This is a genomic window from Mesorhizobium sp. ES1-6 (assembly GCF_020164775.1).
Lineage (GTDB): Bacteria > Pseudomonadota > Alphaproteobacteria > Rhizobiales > Rhizobiaceae > Mesorhizobium.
Genome location: NZ_JAIUGU010000008.1, coordinates 171,354 through 192,774, shown reverse-complemented (window position 1 = coordinate 192,774; position 21,421 = coordinate 171,354). Strand labels below are relative to the sequence as shown.

Here is a 21,421-nt window from a genome sequence, read left to right as displayed (position 1 = left end):
AACTTCCGGAACCACTCTCGTGAACCATTTCGACTACCGCGACGGCGTGCTGCATGCCGAGGACGTGGCAATCCCTGATATCGCCGCGCGGGTCGGCACGCCGTTCTACTGCTATTCGACGGCGACCCTGACCAGACACTACCGTGTCTTCACCAAGGCCTTTGCCGGTCTCGACACGCTGGTCTGCTACGCCATGAAGGCCAATTCCAACCAGGCGGTGCTGCGCACCCTGGCCAAGCTTGGCGCCGGCGCCGACGTGGTCTCGGAAGGCGAATTGCGCCGGGCACTGGCCGCCGGCGTCCCGGCCGGCAAGATCCTGTTCTCGGGTGTCGGCAAGACGGCGCGCGAAATGGACTTCGCGCTCGAGGCCGGCATCCTCTGCTTCAACGTCGAATCCGAGCCGGAGCTCGAGTTGCTCTCGGCCCGCGCCTCGACGCTCGGCAAGGTGGCGCCGGTGTCGCTGCGCATCAATCCCGATGTCGACGCCAGGACCCACAAGAAGATCTCAACCGGCAAGGCCGAGAACAAGTTCGGCATTCCGTGGCAGCGGGCGCGCCAGGTCTATGCCCGTGCGGCAACGCTCCCGGGTATCAAGATCACCGGCATCGACACCCATATCGGCAGCCAGATCACGGAACTGCAGCCTTTCGACGACGCTTTCGCCTTGCTGGTCGACCTGGTCGGTGCGTTGCGCGCCGACGGCCATGCCATCGACCATGTCGATCTCGGCGGCGGCCTCGGTATCCCCTACCGCGTCGACAACAACCCGCCCCCCTTGCCCGACGCCTATGCGCAGATCGTGCGCAAGCATGTCACCAAGCTGGGTATGAAGGTGATGTTCGAGCCGGGCCGGCTGATCGTTGGCAATGCCGGCATCCTGGTCTCGGAAGTCATTTTCGTGAAGGAAGGCGACGCCAAGAACTTCCTCGTCGTCGACGCCGCCATGAACGACCTGATTCGGCCGACGCTCTACGATGCCTTCCACGAGATCAGGCCGGTCGTGCAGCCACCGGCCGACACGCCGCGCATGATGGTCGATGTGGTCGGCCAAGTCTGCGAGACCGGCGACTATCTCGGCCTCGACCGCGACCTGCCGAGACTGAAGGCCGGCGATCTCGTCGCCGTTTCCACCGCCGGTGCCTATGGCGCGGTCCAGGCCGGCACCTACAACACCCGCCTGCTGGTACCCGAGGTGCTGGTCGACGGCGACCGTTTCCATATCGTGCGTCCGCGGCTGACCTATGACGATTTGATCGGGCTGGATTCGATGCCAGACTGGCTGGCATAAGCCGGTATCTCTACACGAGGAGAAAGTCATGCCGCACGGCAGTCCCGTCACACGCGAGCGCATTGCCGCGATGGAACCGCGCATCCGCCCCTATATCAGGCACACGCCGGTGCTGCGCGTCGACATGGCCGATTTCGATTGCCCGCCTCTGGCGGTCGATCTCAAGCTCGAATGCCTGCAGCATTCCGGCTCGTTCAAGGCGCGCGGCGCCTTCACCAATCTCCTGGAGCGGCCGGTTCCCGAGGCCGGCGTCGTCGCCGCGTCTGGCGGCAACCATGGCGCCGCCGTCGCCTATGCCGCCATGCGGCTTGGCCATAAGGCGACCATCTTCGTTCCTGAAGTGAGCCCGCAGGCCAAGCTGGACCGCATTCGCGGCTATGGCGCCGACCTCGTCGTCGGCGGCGCCCGCTATGCCGAGGCGCTGGCCGCCAGCGAGCGTTTCGCCGAGGAAACCGGAGCTTTGCAGATCCACGCCTTCAACCAGCAGGAAACGCTGGTCGGCCAGGGCACGCTTGGGCTCGAGATCGAGAACGACCTGCCTGAGATCGACACGCTGCTGGTCGCCGTCGGCGGTGGCGGCCTGATCGGCGGCATCGCCGCCTGGTATGCCGGCCGCATCCGCATCGTCGCCATCGAACCCGAGGGCGCGCCGACGCTTCATCGCGCCTTCGAGGCCGGCCATCCTGTCGACGCGCCGGCCGAAGGCATCGCCGCCGATTCGCTGGCGCCAAAGCGCGTCGGCGAAATGATGTTCCCGATCGCCGAGGCCTTCGTGGAACGCTCCATCCTGGTCAGCGACGACGACATCATCGCCGCCCAGAAGGCGCTCTGGAACCGCGTGCGCATCATCTCGGAGCCGGGTGGTGCCGCGGCCTTCGCCGCGATCCTGTCCGGCCGCTACGCGCCGGCGCCGGGCGAACGGGTGGCCGTGCTGGTCTGCGGCGCCAACGCAAACCCCGCCAATTTCTGATCGCAACCATTGCGGCCGGCTTCACGTTTTTTCAAACCGCCTCGCCTTTGCCGTGTTTGCTGGTATTCTTCGAGTCGCGGGGTTTGGGCTATCCTGCCCGCCCTACGGCATGATCCCGAAAAATGGTATCCCGTTTACGGGAACGGATCATGCCCAGAAAAGATAGAGCCCCATCCCAGGGTTTCGGGATGGAACCGGCTCTGGGAAGGGCCGATGACGCAACGACCCATCTTCAGCAACGACCGCGGCCTGGCCGGACGCCTTGCCTTGAGCCGGCTGGCGACGCGGGTCTCGATGACGGTCGAGCGTGGCTGGCCGCTGCTGCTCCCGCTCATCATTGTCGTCGCTCTCTTCCTCAGCGCCTCCTGGTTCGGCATTTTCCCCCGGCTGCCGGATGTCGTGCGCATCGGCCTCGTCGCCCTGTTCGGCCTCGCAGGGCTGGCCACGCTCTATCCGCTGCGCTTTTTCCGCGTGCCTGCCGCGGCCGAGATCGATCGCCGCATCGAGGCCGCCAACAAACTGCTGCACAGCCCCGTACAGGTGCAGGGCGACCGGCCCAGCGGCCAGGAAAGCAGTTTCTCGCAGGCGCTCTGGCGCGAGCATCAGAAGCGCATGGCTGGAAAACTCGACAGTCTCGGCGCCGACCTGCCGCGCACGCGCGTGCCCGAGCGCGACCCCTGGGGACTGCGCGCCGTGGCGGCGCTGCTGCTCGTCACCGCCTTCGCCTTCTCCTTCGGGCCGACCGGTGGCCGGCTGAGCGATGGGTTCAGCGCGCACGGCAGGCTCGACATCCTGCCGCCGCGCATCGACGCCTGGGTGACGCCGCCGGCCTATACCGGCAAGCCGCCGGTTTTCCTGACCGCCGATGCCAACCAGGCGACGCCGACCTTCACCATTCCGGAAGGCAGCGATGTGTCGCTACGCGTGACCGGTGGATCGGGGGAAGAAACGCTTTCCTATGCAGACAAGGACGGCAACGCACGCGCCATCGACCCGTCCGTCCCGCAAGCCGCCGCCACGGCCAAGCCGGCCGCAAGCCCGACACCGTCCAATGTGCGCCAATTCACCGGCAAGCTGACTGGCGACGGCACGCTGACGCTGAAATCGGGCGACGATCAGCTTGGCCGCTGGGCCTTCGCCGTGCTGCCGGACAAGCCCCCGCAAATCCGCTTCGTCGGCGAGCCCAAGCGCGCCGCCAACGGCGCCTTCGAGCTCAACTACCAGATCGACGACGACTACGGCGCCGCCACCGCCAAGGCGGTCTTCGCGCTGGCCGATCCGCAGGCGCCAGGTGCTCATCCGCTCTATGGCCCGCCCGAGATGCCGCTGTCGCTGCCGCGCCGTGGCGGCAAGTCGAACGCCGCCAAGACCACCAAGGACCTGACCGAGCATGTCTGGGCCGGCAGCAGCATCAAGCTGACGCTCGTCGCCACCGACGACGCCGGACACACCGCGTCCAGCGAGACCAAGACGCTCGTAATGCCCGAGCGCCCGTTCGCCAACCCGCTGGCGCGCGCGGTGATCGAACAGCGCCGCCTGCTGGCGCTCGACGCCAACGCCAAGCCGCGCGTGCTCGACCTGATGGATGCCATCACGCTGCGGCCGGAAGATACGTTCGACAATATGTCCCATTATCTCGCCATCATGAGCGCGATGAGCCGGCTGAAACTGGCCGGGAATGACGATCAGTTGCGCGGCGAGGTTGCCTATCTCTGGGAAATCGCGCTCGGCATCGAGGAGGGCAACCTGTCGGCGGCCGAAAAGCGGCTGCGCCAGGCGCAGCAGGCGCTGCAGGATGCCATCAAGAACGGCGCCAGCGACGCCGAGATCGAGAAGGCGATGAAGGAACTGCGCGAGGCGATGAACCAGTTCCTGCAGGAATTCGCCGAACGCGCCAAGCAGAACCCGAATGCACCACAGATGCAGCAGAATGGCCAGGAACTGCGCCAGAGCGACATCGACCGCATGATGGACCAGATCGAGAACCTGGCGAAATCGGGCGATCGCGACAAGGCCCAGCAATTGCTGTCGCAACTGCAAGACATGATGAATAACCTCCAGGCCGGCCGCCAGCAGCAGGGCGGTGAGCAGGACAGCCAGATGCGCCAGCAGATGGACAAGCTCGGCGAGATCCTGCGGCGCCAGCAGGAAATGATGAACGACACCTTCCGCATGGACCAGATGCAGCGCGGCGAGCGCCAGCGTGGCCAGAATCGCGACGAGCAACTTGGCCAGAACGGTGAGCAAGGCCAATCGGGCGAAAACGGCAAGCCTGGCGAGAATGGCGAACCAAAGCCGATGACGCCGCAGGAATTCGCCGATGCGCTGAAGCAGCTGCAGGAAGGCCAGGGCCAGCTGAAAGGCGATCTCGAGCAGCTGAAGAAAGGCCTCGAAGGCATGGGCATGGAACCCAATGAAGGATTTGGCGAGGCCGGCAAATCCATGGGCAGCGCCGAACAGGCGCTTGGCGAGGGCCAGGGCGACGAAGCCGTCGGCCACCAGGGCCGGGCGCTCGAGGCGCTGCGCAAGGGCGCCAAGGACATGATGAAGCAGATGCAGGCCATGCAGGGCGACCAGGGCGGCAGCCAGCAAGGCGGCCGCCAGCAGGACGCCGATCGCGACCCGCTCGGCCGGCCGCGCGCCAGCCAGGGTCCTGATTTCGGCGACTCGGTGAAAGTGCCCGACGAGATCGACGTCCAGCGCGCGCGCCAGATCCTGGAAGCGATCCGCAAGCGGCTGGGCAACGCGCTCAGCCCCGATATCGAGCGCAGCTATCTGGAACGGCTGCTGGAGCTGAAGTAGCGATCGCCGTCCCCCATCCGCTACTCCCGAACGGTTGCAACACCATGCCGAAACTTGGTCCTGTCACGCCCATCCTGCGCATCTTCGATATTGCCAAGGCGCATGAATTCTACGTCGGATTTCTGGGATTCGAGGTGCAGTGGGAACATCGCTTCGACGACGGCGCACCGCTTTACACAGCCGTCGCCCGCGACGGCTGTGTCCTGCATCTGAGCGAACATCATGGCGACGGCACGCCGGGCTCTCACATCCGGATCGAGACGGCCGACATTGCTGGGCTGCACCACGAGTTGACCGCCAGGAAATACCGCTTTGCCAGGCCGGGTTTGGAGCAGACACCCTGGAAGACCAGGGAGGTCACGGTCGGCGATCCGTTCGGCAATAGCCTGACTTTCTATGAGGATGCGGGGGACTGACCCTACCGGTTGACAAATGCCTCGCGGATCGCTTCCTGCATGCCATCGATCGCTTCCCCTGACGCATTCGGGTTGCGGTGCATCACCACATTCGAGGAATCGATATCGCCGAACCCGTCGGCGGGGGTGAGCTCCCGGTAACCGTCCGGAATGTTGCTGCGCGAGATCGGCGCGATCGCCAGTCCCGAGGTGACGGCAAGCTTCAGGCCGCCGGTGGTGTCGCTGGAATAAGCGACACGATAGGCAAGCCCGCGTTGTTCCAGGGACCTGATGGCGAAGTCCTTGCACCAACTGACCCGGTTGTAGAGCGCGATGGGCACGGGACGCTCCTCGTGCATACGGTGCAGTGCCGACGTCACCCAGACGGTCGGGTCGTGCATCAGCACTTCGCCGCCCAAAGGATCCTGCCATTCGAACACCACGCAGAGATCGAGTTCGCCGGCGGCGAGCGCGGCGATCTGCGCCTCCGAATGCGCGTACCGCACGGTGACCTCGACCTTGGTGTGGCGCTTGGCGAATGCGCCGAGCGCGCGCGACAGGATGGCGTGGCCGTATTCCTCGGGAATACCGATGCGCACCGGCCCGCCCAGCGGCGCCGCCGCCATCGATGCAGCCGTCTCGTCGAGCAGCGCGACGATGCGGCGGGCATTGACGATCAGTTCGCCGCCGCGCCGCGTCAGTGCCACGCCGCGCGAGCCGCGCTCGAACAGGCTGTCGCCGACCAACTCTTCGAGCTTCTTCATCTGCATCGACACGGCCGATTGGGTGCGGCCGGCCTGCTCGGCCGCCCTGGTGAAATTGCCGGCTTCGGCGATGGCCACGAAGGTGCGCAGGAGATCGCTGTCGAGGGTTGGGCGCATGGAGTCCGCCATAAGAAAATCTGATTGCTGGCATCATTCCAATTCGTTTGCAACATGTCAAACGCCAGTGGATAGTTGCCGCACCCATTGGATATGCGACCGCGAAATCGGCCGCGGACCAATCAAAGAGTCCTCACTCGTGCCCGCTACCCGAAACGGTGGCGGGTTCTTTTTGATCTGGAGACGTTCGCCGGATCGTACGCACGGGAGCCTGAACGCATGCAGGATAGGATGGTGCGCGGCGTCCTGAGCCTGTGCCTGGGCGTGCTGGTGTTCTCGTTGCAGGATCCGCTCGTCAAAGCCGTGTCGAGCGGCTATCCGGTGACCGAGGTGATGGCGATCCGTTCGATCGTCGCCTTGCCGATCCTGATCCTTCTCGTCCACGCCGACGTCGGGCTGCCGGCCATCCTGTCGCGGCGCTTCGGCCTGCTGACGATACGCGCCTTCATCCAGTTCACCTCCTACACGGTGTATTATCTGGCCATCGCCGCCCTGCCGCTGGCCGACGCCGTGGCGCTCTATTTCATGGCGCCGTTGTTCATCATGGCACTTGCCGGGCCGTATCTTGGCGAACGCGTCTCCTGGCGGACGCTGGCGACCGTGCTGATTGGACTGCTCGGCGTGGTCGTGATGGTGCGTCCAGGCGCCGGGCTGTTCGATTGGGCGGCCTTGCTGTCGCTGGGCGCGGCGGCGCTTTACGGCTTCTCGCAAGTGATGGCCCGCAAGATCGGCGACACCGAATCGTCCACCGTCATGGCCTTCTATCAGAACGGCGCCTATCTGGTCGGCGCCGCCGTGGTCGCCGGCTCGTTCCATCTTGCCGGCATAACTCACGCCGTCCACCCCAGCCTCGAATTCCTGGTGAGGCCGTGGATCTGGCCGACACCGCCGGATTTCCTGAAGATGGCGGCGTGCGGTTTCGTCGCCTCCGCGGGCATGATCCTGCTCTCGCAGGGCTACCGGCTGGCGCCGGCCAACCGCGTCGCCACTTTCGAATATACTGGCATCCTGTGGTCGCCGTTGTGGGGCTTCCTGTTCTTTGCCGAGGTGCCCAGGTCGACGACGGTGATCGGTGCGGCCCTCATCATAGGCGCCGGTCTGCTGGCGCTCAACACTGGGCGGCGCGGGAGCGCGGCACCCGTGCTTGTCGCCAGGGATCCGGCCTGATCAGGCGAAGCAGATCAGCGCCTGCTCGACACGCGAACGGATCTCGGCCAGCGTGAAGGGTTTTTGCACGACATCGAGGATGATTCCGTTCAACTCCTCGGCGCGCTCGCGCTGGTCGGCATAGCCGGTCATCAGCATGATCTTCATCGCCGGGAAAAGTGCTGCGGCCGCAATCGCCATCTCGATGCCGTCCATCTCGGGCATGCGGATATCGGAGACGACGAGATCGTATCCGCCGTTCGCGGCCCGGATCAGCGAAAGCCCCTGGGCGCCGTCGGCGGCGATATCGATTGCGTGGCCGGCGCGTTCGAGCGCGCGGGCTGCGAGGGTACGGACGGACTCATCGTCCTCGACGATCAGAAGCTTTGCCATGGCCGGCATTCTTGGCGGCCAAAAGTTGACTTTTCCTGAAAACCGCGGCGCTAGGCCAGGCTAATTTTCCTGAAACCGTTAAGGCCTTTTTCAGCATTCACCGGTGCGGAGTGCTGGCCTCACACATCGCCTTTCACGACACCCACGAACGGCAATTCCCGGAAGGCGTGCGCGACGTCCATGCCGTAGCCGACGACGAAATAGTCGGGGCAGTCGAAGCCGACATAGTCGGCGTTGAGCGCGGTCTGGCGGCGCATGCGCTTGTCGAGCAGCACGGCGATGGAGCAGCTTTTCGCGCCGCGCGACAGCATCAGGTCGCGGGTGAAGCTCAGCGTCTTGCCCGATTCGAGGATGTCGTCGATCAACAGCACATCACGGCCGGCAACCTCGTTGTCGATGTCGCGCAGCACCCTCACCTCGCCGCTGGTGGTGCCGGCGCCATAGCTGGAGATGAAGATGAACTCGACTTCCGGCGACAGGCCGACATCGTGCATGGCGCGGATCAGATCGGCGGCGAAGATGAACGAGCCTTTCAGCACCGAAATCACCAGCAGATCATGGTAATCGTGTTCGGCGATCTCCTTGGCGAGTTCGAGATTGCGGCGCGCGATCGCCGACGCGGAAAACAGGACTTCGATGTCCTTGTCGCGTACGATGGGCATTGCTGGTCTTCCCCAGTGGTCGCCTACTCGGCGAAAGTGACCAAAACGGTCTTGACCCCGTTCTTAGGCACGTCGAGCCGGCTGGCAAAGCCGAATCTTTCGCCCGATGCCAGCGAACGGCCGGATGTCCCCAACGTATAGCGGATTGTTTGCCCGTCATTGCCCGTCACCCGGATTTCGAGCGGCGGCATGGTCGCGAGGCCGGTTCCGTCATTGGCGGCCTCGCCATCGACGAACAGCACCGGCTTAGGGCCCGAGGCGTCGACGCGGGAGGTGACGCCTGAAATGGTCAGCGCCGACGCTTGCGCGCCGCCCAGGAACGGTGCCTGGCGCACCAGCGCATGGCCGCCCGAGACCCAGAAGGCGGCAAGGGCGGCACCGACGCCGGCGATCCAGAAGATCGGACCGCCGCGCGAGGCCGGCGGCCTCTCCGCCGGCGCTTCCGGCTTGCGCAGCATGTCCATGCCCTCGATGGGAGGAGTGACAATCTGGCGCGGCGGTGGCGAAGCGTTTTCCACCGGCGGGACGGGCCGCGACATCACGACATAGTCCGCGTCGATGACATCGACCGCCGGACCGCGCACGATCCGCTCCGCCATGGCAATTGCCGACGGTTCGGTCATGATTTCGCCGGAAACCGGGCGCGCGGTTCGTCCCTCAGCCATGATGGCCCCAGCATTGCAGCACGTTCGCTTTTCGTTTCTTTTGCGTAAACACAAATGGTTAACGCTTCCCCACCGGAGCCCTCGTGAAGAGCCGAAACAACCCAGGAATTAACCGCCGGTTAACCATGCGGGCCGATGGTCTTTTTCCAGAACAGGCTGGCTCGCCGCCACCCGGAATCTCAGGTCGTCGAAATTGATTCGCTTTGAAAATGTCGGCCTCCGCTATGGCATGGGTCCGGAAATCCTCCGCGACATCTCCCTGCACATACCGGAGCGCTCCTTCCAGTTCCTGAGCGGGCCTTCCGGCGCCGGCAAGACGACGTTGCTGCGCCTTTTGTTCATGTCGCTGAAGCCGACGCGCGGACTGATCACCATCTTCGGCAAGGACCGCTCGCGCATCTCACGCACCGAACTGCCGCACCTGCGCCGCCGCATCGGCGTGGTGTTCCAGGATTTTCGCCTGCTCGACCACATGACCACCTACGAAAACGTCGCGCTGCCGCTGCGCGTGCGCGGGCGCGAGGAAACGAGCTACCGCACCGACGTCACCGAGCTGTTGAAATGGGTGGGGCTGGGCGAGCGCATGCATGTGCTGCCGCCGGTGCTGTCGGGCGGCGAGAAGCAGCGCGCCGCGATCGCACGCGCGCTCATCGAGCAGCCCGAGATCCTGCTCGCCGACGAGCCGACCGGCAATGTCGACCCACCGCTGGCGCGGCGCCTGCTCAGGCTGTTCATCGAGCTCAATCGCCTCGGCACCGCTGTGGTGATCGCGACCCACGATCTTGGCCTGATGGAACAGGTCGACGCGCGCCGCATGATCCTGGCCGGCGGAAGGCTGGATATCTATGACTGACCTGTCCGCCGACCATTTCGAAGAGCAGGACGCCGAGGCGGTGGAGGCAAGGCCGCGCGCACAACGCCGCATGGCGCCGATCGTGCCGGCGCAGAACATTGCCGGTCGCGCTTTGGTGCTGGTCATCGCCATCATGACCTTCCTGTCCTGCCTGACCTTCGGCGCGGTGACGCTGGTGCGCGACACCGCCTCGGTGTGGGAGAACCAGATCTCGCGCGAGGCGACGATCCAGATCAAGCCGGCCGACGGCCTCGACATGGAGGCAACGCTTACCCAGGCCTCGCAGATCGCAGGCGAATTTCCCGGCGTGAAGTCGACCCGGATCATCGACCGCGAAGCGACCGCAAGGTTGCTGGAGCCGTGGCTGGGCTCGGGCCTCAACATCGACGACCTGCCGGTACCACGCCTGATCATCGTCACCATCGACGAGAACAGTCCGCCGGACTTCGCCGCCATGCGCGCCGCGATCACGCCGAAACTGCCGAGCGCATCGCTCGACGACCACCGCACCTGGGTCGACCGGCTGGTGGCCATGGCCCGCACCACGGTGACCATCGGTATCGCCGTTCTGGCCCTGATGCTGTCGGCGACCGTGCTGACGGTGGTTTTCGCGACCCGTGGCGCCATGGCCGGCAATGGCCATATCATCGAGGTGCTGCATTTCGTCGGCGCCGAGGCGGCCTTCATCGCGCGCGAATTCCGCCGCCATTTCCTGGTCACCGGCATGAAGGGCGCGGCCGCCGGCGGCGCTGCGGCGGTGCTCGTCTTCATCGTGTTTTCCTGGTGGTCGTCGCGCAACATGGCAACGCCGCAGGCCGATCAGGCAACGGCTTTGTTCGGCAATTTCGCCATCGGCTCGGCGGGTTACGCGGGTGTCGTCCTGATGGTGCTGGTAATCGGCGCGCTGACGGCGGCGACCTCGCACGCCACGGTCGTCGCCTATCTCAGCGACATTGACGTTCGCCAGCCCGACGCATGAAAAGAGGCCCGTTCTTCATTAGACGGCGTCGATGAAAAGGGAGCGATCACGGATGGAGAATTCGCGTAACGCAAAGTGCATCTTTCACCTATCAAAGGCCGTATTTCGGGATTAACCATATGGTCATGGACGTGCGGGATTCGACCGGAACGGCTGGACAGATGCCAGTGGTGGTTGCCCGTTGGCGCGGCCATCCCCGGATTAGCCGTCTAAAGACCGTTCTGCGGATATCCGCTCTATCACTCCTCATCCTCGCGACCTTGTTTGCCGGTGGCTTTGGCTGGTTCGCCAACAAGGTCAGCCATCTGGCCACGCCCACCAATCCGGCCAAGGCCGATGCCATCATCGTGCTCACCGGCGGGCAATCGCGCCTCGACGCCGCGATGGAGCTGCTGGCGTCCGGCAAGGGCGCGCGGCTCTTGATCAGTGGTGTGCATCCTTCCGCCAGCCGCCGCCAGCTTCAGGCGGCGACCGGCGGCGACAAGAAGCTGTTTTCCTGCTGCGTCGACATCGATCGCGCCGCGCTCGACACGATCGGCAATGCCGAGGAAAGCGCCAAATGGGTGGAAAACCATGCCTATGGCACGGTGATCCTCGTCACCAACAACTATCACATGCCGCGCAGCCTGCTGGAGATGGGCCGACTGCTGCATGGTGCCAAGCTGGAGCCCTATCCGGTGGTCAACTCCAACCTCGACAATGGCGGCTGGCTGACCAAGCCGCAGGCGTTGCGCGTGCTGTTCACCGAATACACCAAATATCTGCTGGCGCTGGCACGTGGCATCGTGCCGGTGAAGCCGACGCCCGACGGCATCGCGCTGGCCGAAACCGCGGCCGGCGGCTGATCCCGCGTCATTCCTTGGCGGCAGCCCCCGAGATTCCCTTGAGACGTGCGATCTCCTGCTCGAGGTGCTGAATGCGCCGGTCGCGCTCGCCAAGTGCCGCTGCCACGTCGGCTGCCTCGAAACGCCGCGGTATGTGCTGCGGGCAATTGGCATCCCAGGCCGAGACGGTCAACAGGATGACCTGCTCCGGCCGCGCTCTGTAGTCCTGAGGCATCAGCCTCGCCGTCAACTCAGGGTCATCCTCGACGACACGGGCCGTACCCCAGATCTTGATGCGCTGGCGCGTCATATAATCGATCAGGAACAGGAAGGCCCTCGGATTGTCGGCCAGATTGCCCTGGGTGATGAACTGCTTATTGCCTAGAAAATCCGCGAAGCCGATCGTCTTTTCATCCAGCACCCTGAGAAAGCCGGCAGGCCCGCCACGGTGCTGGATATAGGGCTGACCATCGCCATTGGCGGTCGACAGGAAGACGCTGGTCTGCATTTCGATGAAAGCGGCAAGGTCCGGTGTGATCGCCGATTGCCAGCCGCCGCGCTCCTCGACGCGGGCATAGGACTGGCGCGAACCCTTGCGCGCCTGGATCGCCTTGATCGTCGGCGTGAAGGCGACATCGCTGGCAAAGGCGTGCATGTTCATCGAAACCTCCTGGCATGCGACATCCCCGGAGCCCGAGCTCCGACGACGCGAATCATCGCTCGCCCACTGGCGGCGTTTGCACCCCACCCATATGCGACCTTCCATATTGCGAATGTAGATGTCATACTCGCAACCCTCCCTTCCATTTTCCGGAAGAATGATGGATCGCCTCGAAGCCATGTCCCTTTTCGTCGCGGCGGTGGAAGATGGCAGCCTTTCCGCTGCCGCACGCCGTTCGGGCGTTCCGCTTGCAACGGTCAGCCGCAAAGTCTCCGAACTGGAGCGGCATCTGAGGACCCGGCTGTTGAACCGTACGACGCGGCGGCTGACGCTGACCGACGCGGGCCACGCCTATCTCGCGGCCTGCCGCCGCATTCTCGACGAGGTCGGCGACGCCGAACGCACCGCCGGCGGCGAATACAGCGCCCCGACCGGAGAACTGATCATCACCGCGCCGATCGTCTTCGGCCGCCTTCACGTGCTGCCGGTCGTCACCGAATTCCTCGCCGCCTATCCCCTGGTGGATATCCGCCTCACGCTCGGCGACAGGATAAGCCAGCTGGCCGAGGATCATATCGACCTCGCCGTTCGCATCGGCAGGCTGCCGGATTCGCGCATGGTCGCCATCAGGGTCGGCTCGATCGGGCATGTCGTCTGCGCAAGCCCGGCCTATCTGGCCGCGCACGGCATTCCCCGGGTCCCGGGAGATCTCGAGACCCATAGCTGCATCGCCTTCGAAAGCCTTGGCTCACCCGCTACCTGGACCTTCGCCGTGGACAGGGCTGATCTTGCCGTGCCGGTCCGCTCGAGGCTCAGGGTCAACACCGCCGAGGCGGCGATCGATGCGGCGATCAACGGTGTCGGATTGGCGCGGGTGCTCTCCTACCAGATCGTCGCGGCAGTACGATCAGGAACACTGCGCCCCGTGCTCAGGGAGTTCGAAGCCGAGCCCTGGCCGGTAAACCTGGTGCATGAGGGCCAGGGCCGGCTGCCGGTGAAACTGCGCGCCTTCCTCGACTTTGCCGCCCCACGCCTGAGGGAACGCCTGGCTCGCGCGACCTGGTAGGATGGGCAGCATCGCACCGTTTCCTTTTTCTGCGCGCTTGGTGTAACCAACGCACACCTCCTCACCGGACCTCCCCCATGCTCTATGTCAGATCGCTGGCGTTCAATTTCGTCTTCTACGTCAATCTGATCGTCCAGATGATCCTCTGGACTCCCTACTATTTCCTGTCGCCGCGCCATCGCGCCTGGTTCGTGCCGAAATTCTGGTCGCGCACTTCGATGTGGCTCTACGACAAGATCGCCGGCACCAAGAACGACATCACCGGACAGGAAAACCTGCCCGAGGGGTCCTTCATCCTGGCGCCGAAACATCAGTCGTTCTGGGACGCGATCGCCTTCTTTCCTTTCCTTCAGGACCCGCTCTACATCCTGAAGCGCGAGCTGACCTGGATCCCGTTCTTCGGCTGGTACATCCTGAAGATGCGCATGATCCCGGTGCATCGCGGCAGCCGCTCCAAGGCGCTGAAAGCCGTGGTCGCCGCGACCAAGGAAGAGATGGCGCGCAACCCGCGCCAGCTGATCATCTATCCCGAAGGCACGCGCCGGGCACCTGGCGACGAACCGGCCTACAAATACGGCATCGTCGAAATCTACGCGCAGCTTGGCGTGCCGGTGGTGCCGGTGGCCCATGTCGCCGGCCTCTATTGGCCGCGCCGCAAATTCCTGCGCTATCCCGGCACCATCAAGGCGCGGTTCCTGCCGCCCATTCCGCCAGGTCTGGGCAAGGACGAGTTCATGGCGCGCCTGATCGGCGAGACCGAGGCTGCCTGCGACCAGCTTCTCGTCGAGGCATCGCGCGCACCAAACCCACCGGCCTTGCCACCGACCGCGGTCAAGCGCCTTCGGGAGCTCGGCGCGAAGACCTGAAGGCCCAGGCCGTCAACCGTACACCGCCAGCACCGTGGTCAGCACCAGCGTCGCCGCGAAGAAGAGGTTGATGATCCGCGAGGCGACGGGCCTGCGCAGGAAGCGCGCGAACGCCGCACCGGCAAGAAGCCACACGGCGTGGATGACGACGATCATCGCCGCGAGAACCGTCAGTTTCGTCCGCGCGTCGAGTTCGACACCGCCGTCTCTCGACGAGGCGCCGGCGAACACGGCGGCGATCGCCACATAGGCCTTGGGATTGGCGACCGCCAGCAGAAACCCGGCCAGCCATGTCGGGCGCGAACCCTCGGCGGCACGTGCCGCCAGCGGCGGCGCCGTGGCGATCTTGAAAGCGAGATAGAGGATGTAGGCCGCGGACGCGACAACCAGCAACGGCGCCAGCTTCGGCATGGAGGCAAGCGCCGCCATGACCCCGGTCGCCACCACCAGCAGCACGGCGATCGTGCCCACGACGATGCCGCCGGTGTAACGCAGCGAATCGCGCAGGCCGAAGGCGGCGCCGACGGCGGTGACGCTTATCGTCGCCGGCCCCGGACTGCCCATGACGACAGCAGCAACGCGAGCAGTTGGCGCCAAAGCTCGGGTTGCGAAACAAGCAGGCCGGCCATCCGATCCTCCGCCCATGAGCCTTTCGTGCGAAGGACGGTATGGCAGGGCGTGAGGATCGTCTTGGACGTTCGTGCGTGCTGTCGGCCTCAGCCGCTGGCTTTGTCGAGTTCGGCCATGTCGTCGGCGCTCAACTTCAACGACACGGCCTTGATCAGGCTGTCCATCTGGCTGGGCGTGGTGGCGCTGGCGATCGGCGCGGTGACGCCAGGCCGCGCGATGGCCCAGGCAAGCGCAACCTCAGCCTGCTTTGCCTGGTGCCTCGCCGACACCGCATCGAGCGCCGTCAGGATGCGCATGCCCCGCGCATTGAGGTAGTCTTTCACCCCGCCGCCGCGCTCGCTTTGGCCGAGATCGGCCTCCGTGCGGTACTTGCCGCTCAAGAAACCCTTGGCCAGGCTGAAATAGGTGATGACGCCGATATCCTCGGCCACGCAGAGGTCGCGCAGCGGCCCATCGAAGGAGGAGCGGTCATAGAGATTGTATTCCGGCTGCAGCACCTCGTAGCGCGGCAGGCCGCGCAGGCTCGCCACATCGAGTGCCGCACGCAACTGGCCGGCATCGAGGTTGGAACAGCCGGCATAGCGGATCTTGCCCTTGGCGAGCAGCTTCTCATAGGCGCCGAGGGTTTCCTCGTAAGGTGTCGCCGGATCCGGCCAGTGCGACAGATAGAGGTCGATTGCGTCGGTCTGCAGTCGCTTCAGCGAGGCGTCGACGGCCTTCTCGATATAGGCGGCGGAGAGGTCCTTGTGGCCCTGCCCCATATCCGAGCCGACCTTGGTGACCACGACGACCTTGTCGCGGTTTCCCCGCTCCTTCATCCACTTGCCGATGATGCTTTCCGATTCGCCGCCCTGGTTGCCTGGAACCCAGCGCGAATAGGCGTCGGCCGTGTCGATCGCATTGAGGCCAGCCCCGACGAAGCGGTCGAGCAGGTCGAAAGAGGTTTTCTCGTCGGCGGTCCAGCCGAAGACGTTGCCGCCCAGAACCAGCGGCGCGATGGAAAGGTCGGTGCGACCGAGACGGCGTTTCTGCAAGACGGATCTCCGTGATGATTGGGGCCGGGCGATGCCGCCCGTTGGCTGGGTTCGGAGCCTAACCTAGGTCTTGCCAGATCGACGTCAAAGGCCTGGCCGCCTTTTTCCGCAAAGCCAGCGCTTCACAAAGGCGCTATCCGGCGCGCCACATCCTCCAGCCAGTGGTCGCGGATCCCGAGCGCCTGGAGATGTTCCAGCGTGCTCAGCACATAGTCCTCGTTGTTGCCGGATCGGCCGACGGCGCCGCGCACCACGGCCGCCGCATCAGCCGCATCCAGCGCCCCGGCATATTGCTCATGCTTGCGGTCAACGATGTAGGCCACCGCCTCGACCGCGCCGCCGCCGTCCAGACGAACCTTCAGCGTCCGTTCGAGATAGACGCTGGTCACCAGCTCGCGCTCGCGCAGATAGGCGATGACCTCGCCGCGCACTTCGCCCGGCACACGGAAGGCAAGACCGATGCAGGAGCCGCCATGGTCGAGGCCAAGCACCAATCCGGGCCGCTGGCGCGTGCCCCGGTGCACGAAGGAATAGACACAAAGCGAGCGGCGGTAGCCATGCAGGTGGGCGCGCCGTGTCTCGACATGCGCGAAACCCGGCCGCCAGATCAGCGAACCATAACCGAACACCCAAAAATCGCCCATATCGCCGCGCCTGATTGAAAAAGAATGGCAACACCCCACCGGAAACCGGTGTTTTTTCCGTCCGTCCCCGGCTACCTATTCGTCACCGTCGACCTCTGTTGTCGCAACCCGAGAATCCGTACACGACATCCCTGCGTTAATGAGAGCCAAAGCATGACGTCAAGTGACGAACGCCAACCGGGTAACCGTCGCCGCCTGTGGTGGCTTGCCGCGTTCATCCTCGTGCTGTTCGCCATTTACAGCGCCGGCTGGTTCTATCTTGCCGACAAGGTCAGGTCAGAGGCCGATAAGACCGTTGCCACGCTCAACAAGAACGGCATCGAGGCCGGCTGCGCCAATCTCAAGGTCAGCGGTTATCCTCTGAGCTTCACGGTTTCCTGCGACAACCTTGCCTACGAGGACGATGCCAAGAACATTGCCGCCTCGGCCGGTTCCTTCAATGCCGTCGCCCAGATCGTCCAGCCCCTGTCGCCGGTCGCCAATCTGCGCGGTCCGCTCAGAACCTCCGTTCCGGGCATGACGCCGCTCTGGATCGACTGGGACAATCTGCAGGCCAATGTCAAATTGTGGTACCCGCTGCCGCGGCGTATCGCGCTGCAGGCCGAAGGGCTGTCGGGCCAGACCGACCCGGCCGACGACACCGACCCGGTCGAGCTGTTCAGCGCCGGCAAGGCTTCTGGACAATTGCAGCCCAACAACGGCGATCTCGACTATGTCGGCAGCTTTGGCGATCTCGAGATCGATGCCGACGCGATCGGCGGGCGCGTCCTGCCGGCGCTCGATGCCAGCGGCGACGTGTCCCTGAAGAACGGCGTCGCGCTGGTCGGCACGCAGGTCAAAAGCCTGCGCGGCCAGAGGATCGAAATCCGCAACCTCGATCTGTCGTCGGGGACGGCGCGTGTCACCCTTTCCGGGCCGCTATCGGTTGACGTGGACGGCCTGGTCGACGCCGATCTGATGATCAAGATCAAGGATCCCAAGGCCGTGGCATCCATCCTTGCCGGCGCCATACCCGAGCAGAAGAATGCGATCGAGCAGGGTTTTGCCGCCCTGGCGCTGCTCGGCAGCGAACCGTCGATGCCGCTGAAAGTGGTCAAGGGCAAGGCCTCGCTCGGCTTCATTCCGCTGGGCAAGATCAAGCCGGTGCAATAGCACCCATGGCAAGATCGGCGAGGCTCCTGAGTGTTGGCGCGCTGACGCTGGACACGATCCTACGGGTCGACACATTGCCCCACCATCAGGGGAAATTCATCGCTTCCGAAGGCGTCCAGATCGCCTCGGGCATGGCCACCAGCGCGGCCTGCGCCGCGCATCGCCTGGGCGCCGAGGTGTCGCTATGGGCGAGCGCCGGCGACGATCCGGTCGGCGACCAACTGATTGCCGGAATAGGAGCCGAGGGCGTCGATTGCAGCCATGTGCGCCGCGTCAGCGGCGCGCGCTCGGCACTGGCCTCGATCCTGGTCGACGCACATGGCGAGCGCATCATTGTGCCCTTCTACGACCCGCGCGCGCAGGCTGATCCCGCGGCTTTGCCGTTTCCCGACATCACGGCATTCGATGCCGTGCTGGCCGATGTGCGCTGGCCGGGTGCCGCGGCACTTGCCCTGAAGGCGGCGCGCGCGGCCGGCCGGCCGGCGATCCTCGATGCCGACACCGCGCCGCTGACGGTGCTGGAGCAGCTGTTGCCGCTGGCCTCGCACATCGTCGCTTCCGAGCCGGCGGTCCGCATCGTATGCGGCCACGCGCTGGATCTGCAGACCGCCTGCACCGAACTCGCTTCCCGCACCGATGCCTTCGTCGCCGTCACCGGCGGCGCGGCGGGCACATGGTGGTTCGATCGCAAGGCGGGATCATCCCGCCATGTCGAGGCCCCGAGGATCAAGGCGGTCGACACGCTGGCGGCGGGCGATGTCTTTCACGGCGCCTTTGCCGTCGGGCTGGCGGAAGCCATGCCGGTCGAGCAGGCGCTGCGCTTTGCAAGTGCCGCCGCCGCGCTCAAATGCCTGCGCTTCGGCGGCAGGCTGGGCGCACCGGATCGGGCGGAGACGCTCGCCATGATGGCAGTGACCTGGCCGACACTCTAACAACGCTAAGGGAGTTGAGATTCAGGTCAGGCCGAGTCGAAAATGGCTGATGCCGAGAACCGGAGCGGAGCGTACCTTTGTACGTGAGCACCGGAAGCGCAGGTATCAGCCATTTGCAGGCCGGCCTCACCTGAATATCAGCTCCCTTTGGGATGCTCGACCGCCTGGCGGCCAAAGTCGGGTACGTCGATGTCCTGCCCGGCCTCAATGATCGAGCGGCGCACGGCTCGGGTGCGGGTGAACAGGTCAAAGAGCTTGTCGCCGTCGCCCCAGCGGATCGCGCGCTGCAGGAACGCCAGGTCTTCCGAAAACCGCGCCAGCATTTCCAGGATGGCATCCTTGTTGTGCAGGCACACATCGCGCCACATGGTCGGGTCGGAGGCAGCCAGGCGCGTGAAATCGCGAAAACCGGAGGCGGAATATTTGATGACTTCCGTCTTGGTCACCGATTCCAGATCGTCGGCGGTGCCGACGATGTTGTAGGCGATGATGTGCGGCAGATGCGAGACGATGGCGAGCGTCATGTCGTGATGCTGCGGGTCCATCGTGTCGATGTTGGCGCCGCAGCGGCGCCAGAATTCCGACAGCCTTTCCAAGGCACCCGCATCGGTGCCCGGCACCGGCGTGAAGATGCACCAGCGATTGTCGAACAGGTCGGCAAACCCGGCATCCGGGCCGGATTTTTCGGTACCCGCCAGCGGATGGCCGGGAATGAAATGGACGCCATCGGGCACATGCGGCTGCATCTGCGCGATGACCGAGGCCTTGGTCGAGCCGACATCGGTGAGGATCGCTCCGGGCTTCAGCGCCGGCGCGATCTCCTGCGCCACCGCCCCGGATGAGCCCACCGGCACCGAGACGATGATCAGATCGGCATCGCGCACCGCTTCCCTGGCGTCGGTGGTGTAGGAATCGCCGAGCCCCAATTCCTCGGCCCGCTTGAGCGTTGCCGCGCTGCGGGTCGAGATCGCGACATGGCGAGCCAAGCCTTCGCGGCGGATGACACGGGCCAGCGACGAGCCGATCAGGCCGATGCCGACAAGCGCGATCTTTTCAAACATCGGTGATGTCATGGCGTTCCAGCTTCTCGGACGTTCTAGCTTTTCAGGCGTTCTGGATTTTTCAGGCGTTCTGGCTTTTCAGGCGTTCTGGCTTTTCAGGAATGTCGCGAGCGCGGCGACGACACCGCGATTGGCCTCCTCGGTGCCGACGGTCATGCGCAGCGCGTTGGGAAAGCCGTAGCCTGAAACGCGCCGCAGAATATAGCCGCGCGCGCTCAGATAATCGTCCGCCGCCGCCGCTGAATGCTTCTGGTCGTCGGGAAAATGAATGAGCAGGAAATTGCCGACGCTCGGCGTCACGCGCAGGCCGAGCCTGGTCATCTCCTCGCTCAGCCAGGTGAGCCAGGTGTCGTTATGCGCCACGCTGCGCTCGACATGAGCGCGGTCGCGGATCGCGGCGATGCCGGCCTCGATCGCCGTCGCATTGACGTTGAAGGGACCGCGCACGCGGTTGATCGCGTCGACGATGTGCATGGGACCATACATCCAGCCGATACGCGCTCCGCCGAGGCCGATCTTGGAGAAGGTGCGGGTCATCACCACATTCTCGGCGCTGCCGGCCAGCTCGATGCCGGCCTCATAATCGTTGCGGCGGACATATTCGGCATAGGCCGCGTCGAGCACCAGCAGCACGTTTTTCGGCAGTCCGGCATGCAGGCGGCGCACCTCCTGGAACGGCACATAGGTGCCGGTCGGATTGTTGGGATTGGCCAGGAACACGATTTTCGTGCGCGGCGTCACCGCCGCCAGCATCGCATCGATGTCGGCGCGCTCGTCGGTCTCCTTGACCACGACCGGAGTGGCGCCCGCCGACTGGATGTAGATCTTGTAGACCATGAAGGCATGTTCGGTGAACATGGCCTCGTCGCCGGGCGCGAGATAGGTCTGCGCCAGCAGCCCGAGGATCTCGTCGGAACCGTTGGAACAGATGATGTTCTGCGCGTTGAGGCCATGCACCTCGGCGATCGCCTCGCGCAACCGCCTCGCGGTGCCGTCGGGATAGATGTCGAGTTTGGCGGCTACCTCACGCGCTGCCTCGATCGCCTTGGGCGAAGGCCCAAGCGGATTCTCGTTTGACGACAGCTTGTAGACCTTGGCGACACCGGCCGGTGCGGCGCTCTTTCCCGGCACGTAGGCGTCTATCTCCATGATGCCCGCACGCGGGGTTGGACGTGCCTGATCCGATATCTGGTTCATGTCTTGCAAAATCCGTCGAAAGCGCCTCCATCCGGAAGCCGCAGCGGAGATACAAGCCATGGCCGGCAATGTCGAGAGCCGGCTGTGGTGGCAGTGGCCGCCATTGACGGCGAGCCGGGCGGGTTCTAGAAGAACGATGACAGTTCCGTGGTGATTTGGCCGGTCGGCTTGCAGCCACGTTAAACAATTCGCTAAAGGGCCGTTTGCGTGACGTAACCGGCTTTGCGAAGGCAATGCCGGTTTTTTATTGTCCGCTCCCGGCCGGACGACCGCATCGGCGCCGCGAAAACAAGCGGCGACTTCGCAAGAAACGATGCAGC

22 protein-coding genes and 1 riboswitch are annotated in these 21,421 nt (G+C 64.7%); of the genes, 12 read left to right on the top strand and 10 right to left on the bottom strand.

From position 1 onward, the window contains the following. The first annotated feature begins 19 nt into the window (after positions 1 to 19). From lysA to LB564_RS20555, 4 genes are all read left to right on the top strand, one after another. A complete protein-coding gene (lysA, locus tag LB564_RS20570; RefSeq protein WP_224540478.1) occupies positions 20 to 1,288 on the top strand; it encodes a diaminopimelate decarboxylase in 1,269 nt (422 codons plus the stop codon). A 28-nt stretch (positions 1,289 to 1,316) separates the two neighbouring features. Next, positions 1,317 to 2,258, top strand: coding sequence for a threonine/serine dehydratase (locus LB564_RS20565; RefSeq protein ID WP_224540476.1), 942 nt, complete (start codon positions 1,317 to 1,319; stop codon positions 2,256 to 2,258). A gap of 213 nt (positions 2,259 to 2,471) precedes the next feature. Further along, complete coding sequence (locus LB564_RS20560) at positions 2,472 to 5,060, top strand: TIGR02302 family protein (RefSeq protein WP_224540474.1); 2,589 nt, start codon at positions 2,472 to 2,474, stop codon at positions 5,058 to 5,060. A gap of 44 nt (positions 5,061 to 5,104) precedes the next feature. Continuing rightward, positions 5,105 to 5,476 (top strand): glyoxalase superfamily protein, encoded by a 372-nt coding sequence (locus LB564_RS20555; RefSeq protein WP_140708454.1) that lies wholly within the window; start codon positions 5,105 to 5,107, stop codon positions 5,474 to 5,476. Between the two features lie 2 nt (positions 5,477 to 5,478). Here LB564_RS20555 and LB564_RS20550 read toward each other — a convergent pair whose 3' ends face one another. Further along, positions 5,479 to 6,336 (bottom strand): LysR family transcriptional regulator, encoded by an 858-nt coding sequence (locus LB564_RS20550; RefSeq protein ID WP_224540471.1) that lies wholly within the window; start codon positions 6,334 to 6,336, stop codon positions 5,479 to 5,481. Between the two features lie 219 nt (positions 6,337 to 6,555). Here LB564_RS20550 and LB564_RS20545 point away from each other — a divergent pair, with 219 nt between their 5' ends. Next, positions 6,556 to 7,503: a DMT family transporter gene (locus LB564_RS20545; protein WP_224540469.1), complete on the top strand. Its 948-nt coding sequence runs from the start codon at positions 6,556 to 6,558 to the stop codon at positions 7,501 to 7,503. Here the strand turns inward: LB564_RS20545 and LB564_RS20540 are convergent, their stop codons facing one another. The 3 genes from LB564_RS20540 to LB564_RS20530 form a co-directional block, all read right to left on the bottom strand. Beyond that, positions 7,504 to 7,875: a response regulator gene (locus tag LB564_RS20540; protein WP_181173781.1), complete on the bottom strand. Its 372-nt coding sequence runs from the start codon at positions 7,873 to 7,875 to the stop codon at positions 7,504 to 7,506. Positions 7,876 to 7,994: 119 nt separating this feature from the next. Further along, the gene (gene hpt / locus LB564_RS20535) at positions 7,995 to 8,537 is read right to left on the bottom strand and encodes a hypoxanthine phosphoribosyltransferase (protein WP_140708446.1); all 543 of its coding nucleotides are present in this window, start codon (positions 8,535 to 8,537) and stop codon (positions 7,995 to 7,997) included. A 23-nt stretch (positions 8,538 to 8,560) separates the two neighbouring features. Next, positions 8,561 to 9,205: a hypothetical protein gene (locus tag LB564_RS20530; RefSeq protein ID WP_224540582.1), complete on the bottom strand. Its 645-nt coding sequence runs from the start codon at positions 9,203 to 9,205 to the stop codon at positions 8,561 to 8,563. Between the two features lie 190 nt (positions 9,206 to 9,395). Here LB564_RS20530 and ftsE point away from each other — a divergent pair, with 190 nt between their 5' ends. The 3 genes from ftsE (at position 9,396) to LB564_RS20515 (ending at position 11,879) form a co-directional block, all read left to right on the top strand. Next, on the top strand, positions 9,396 to 10,055 hold the full coding sequence (ftsE, locus tag LB564_RS20525; RefSeq protein WP_027054078.1) for a cell division ATP-binding protein FtsE: 660 nt from the start codon (positions 9,396 to 9,398) through the stop codon (positions 10,053 to 10,055). Then, positions 10,048 to 11,034, top strand: a complete 987-nt coding sequence (locus tag LB564_RS20520) for a cell division protein FtsX (protein ID WP_224540467.1) — start codon at positions 10,048 to 10,050, stop codon at positions 11,032 to 11,034. Before ftsE ends, LB564_RS20520 begins: the two co-directional genes overlap by 8 nt. A gap of 119 nt (positions 11,035 to 11,153) precedes the next feature. After that, on the top strand, positions 11,154 to 11,879 hold the full coding sequence (locus tag LB564_RS20515) for a YdcF family protein (RefSeq protein ID WP_224540465.1): 726 nt from the start codon (positions 11,154 to 11,156) through the stop codon (positions 11,877 to 11,879). A 7-nt stretch (positions 11,880 to 11,886) separates the two neighbouring features. Here the strand turns inward: LB564_RS20515 and LB564_RS20510 are convergent, their stop codons facing one another. After that, positions 11,887 to 12,519: a pyridoxamine 5'-phosphate oxidase family protein gene (locus LB564_RS20510; protein WP_224540463.1), complete on the bottom strand. Its 633-nt coding sequence runs from the start codon at positions 12,517 to 12,519 to the stop codon at positions 11,887 to 11,889. 160 nt (positions 12,520 to 12,679) lie between these two features. On the opposite strand from LB564_RS20510, the gene LB564_RS20505 reads away from it, so the two are divergent. Next, positions 12,680 to 13,585 (top strand): LysR family transcriptional regulator, encoded by a 906-nt coding sequence (locus tag LB564_RS20505; RefSeq protein WP_224540461.1) that lies wholly within the window; start codon positions 12,680 to 12,682, stop codon positions 13,583 to 13,585. 77 nt (positions 13,586 to 13,662) lie between these two features. Next, positions 13,663 to 14,451 carry a lysophospholipid acyltransferase family protein gene (locus LB564_RS20500; protein WP_224540458.1) on the top strand — a complete coding sequence of 263 codons (789 nt, stop codon included), beginning with the start codon at positions 13,663 to 13,665 and terminating at the stop codon, positions 14,449 to 14,451. Between the two features lie 12 nt (positions 14,452 to 14,463). On the opposite strand, the gene LB564_RS20495 is transcribed toward LB564_RS20500, so the two are convergent. From LB564_RS20495 to LB564_RS20485, 3 genes are all read right to left on the bottom strand, one after another. Next, positions 14,464 to 15,015 (bottom strand): LysE family translocator, encoded by a 552-nt coding sequence (locus tag LB564_RS20495; protein ID WP_224540456.1) that lies wholly within the window; start codon positions 15,013 to 15,015, stop codon positions 14,464 to 14,466. Positions 15,016 to 15,167: 152 nt separating this feature from the next. After that, positions 15,168 to 16,115, bottom strand: coding sequence for an aldo/keto reductase (locus LB564_RS20490; RefSeq protein WP_224540455.1), 948 nt, complete (start codon positions 16,113 to 16,115; stop codon positions 15,168 to 15,170). A 122-nt stretch (positions 16,116 to 16,237) separates the two neighbouring features. Then, positions 16,238 to 16,759, bottom strand: coding sequence for a gamma-glutamylcyclotransferase (locus tag LB564_RS20485; RefSeq protein WP_224540453.1), 522 nt, complete (start codon positions 16,757 to 16,759; stop codon positions 16,238 to 16,240). Positions 16,760 to 16,912: 153 nt separating this feature from the next. On the opposite strand from LB564_RS20485, the gene LB564_RS20480 reads away from it, so the two are divergent. Together LB564_RS20480 and LB564_RS20475 are read left to right on the top strand one after the other, a co-directional pair. Then, positions 16,913 to 17,911 carry a DUF2125 domain-containing protein gene (locus LB564_RS20480; protein ID WP_140708426.1) on the top strand — a complete coding sequence of 333 codons (999 nt, stop codon included), beginning with the start codon at positions 16,913 to 16,915 and terminating at the stop codon, positions 17,909 to 17,911. Positions 17,912 to 17,916: 5 nt separating this feature from the next. Beyond that, on the top strand, positions 17,917 to 18,843 hold the full coding sequence (locus tag LB564_RS20475) for a sugar kinase (protein ID WP_140708425.1): 927 nt from the start codon (positions 17,917 to 17,919) through the stop codon (positions 18,841 to 18,843). A 137-nt stretch (positions 18,844 to 18,980) separates the two neighbouring features. Here the strand turns inward: LB564_RS20475 and LB564_RS20470 are convergent, their stop codons facing one another. Next, the gene (locus tag LB564_RS20470) at positions 18,981 to 19,916 is read right to left on the bottom strand and encodes a prephenate/arogenate dehydrogenase family protein (RefSeq protein ID WP_224540451.1); all 936 of its coding nucleotides are present in this window, start codon (positions 19,914 to 19,916) and stop codon (positions 18,981 to 18,983) included. 66 nt (positions 19,917 to 19,982) lie between these two features. Then, a complete protein-coding gene (hisC, locus tag LB564_RS20465) occupies positions 19,983 to 21,101 on the bottom strand; it encodes a histidinol-phosphate transaminase (protein ID WP_224540449.1) in 1,119 nt (372 codons plus the stop codon). Between the two features lie 137 nt (positions 21,102 to 21,238). Next, a riboswitch (SAM riboswitch) is annotated at positions 21,239 to 21,316 on the top strand. The last annotated feature ends 105 nt before the right edge of the window (positions 21,317 to 21,421 follow it).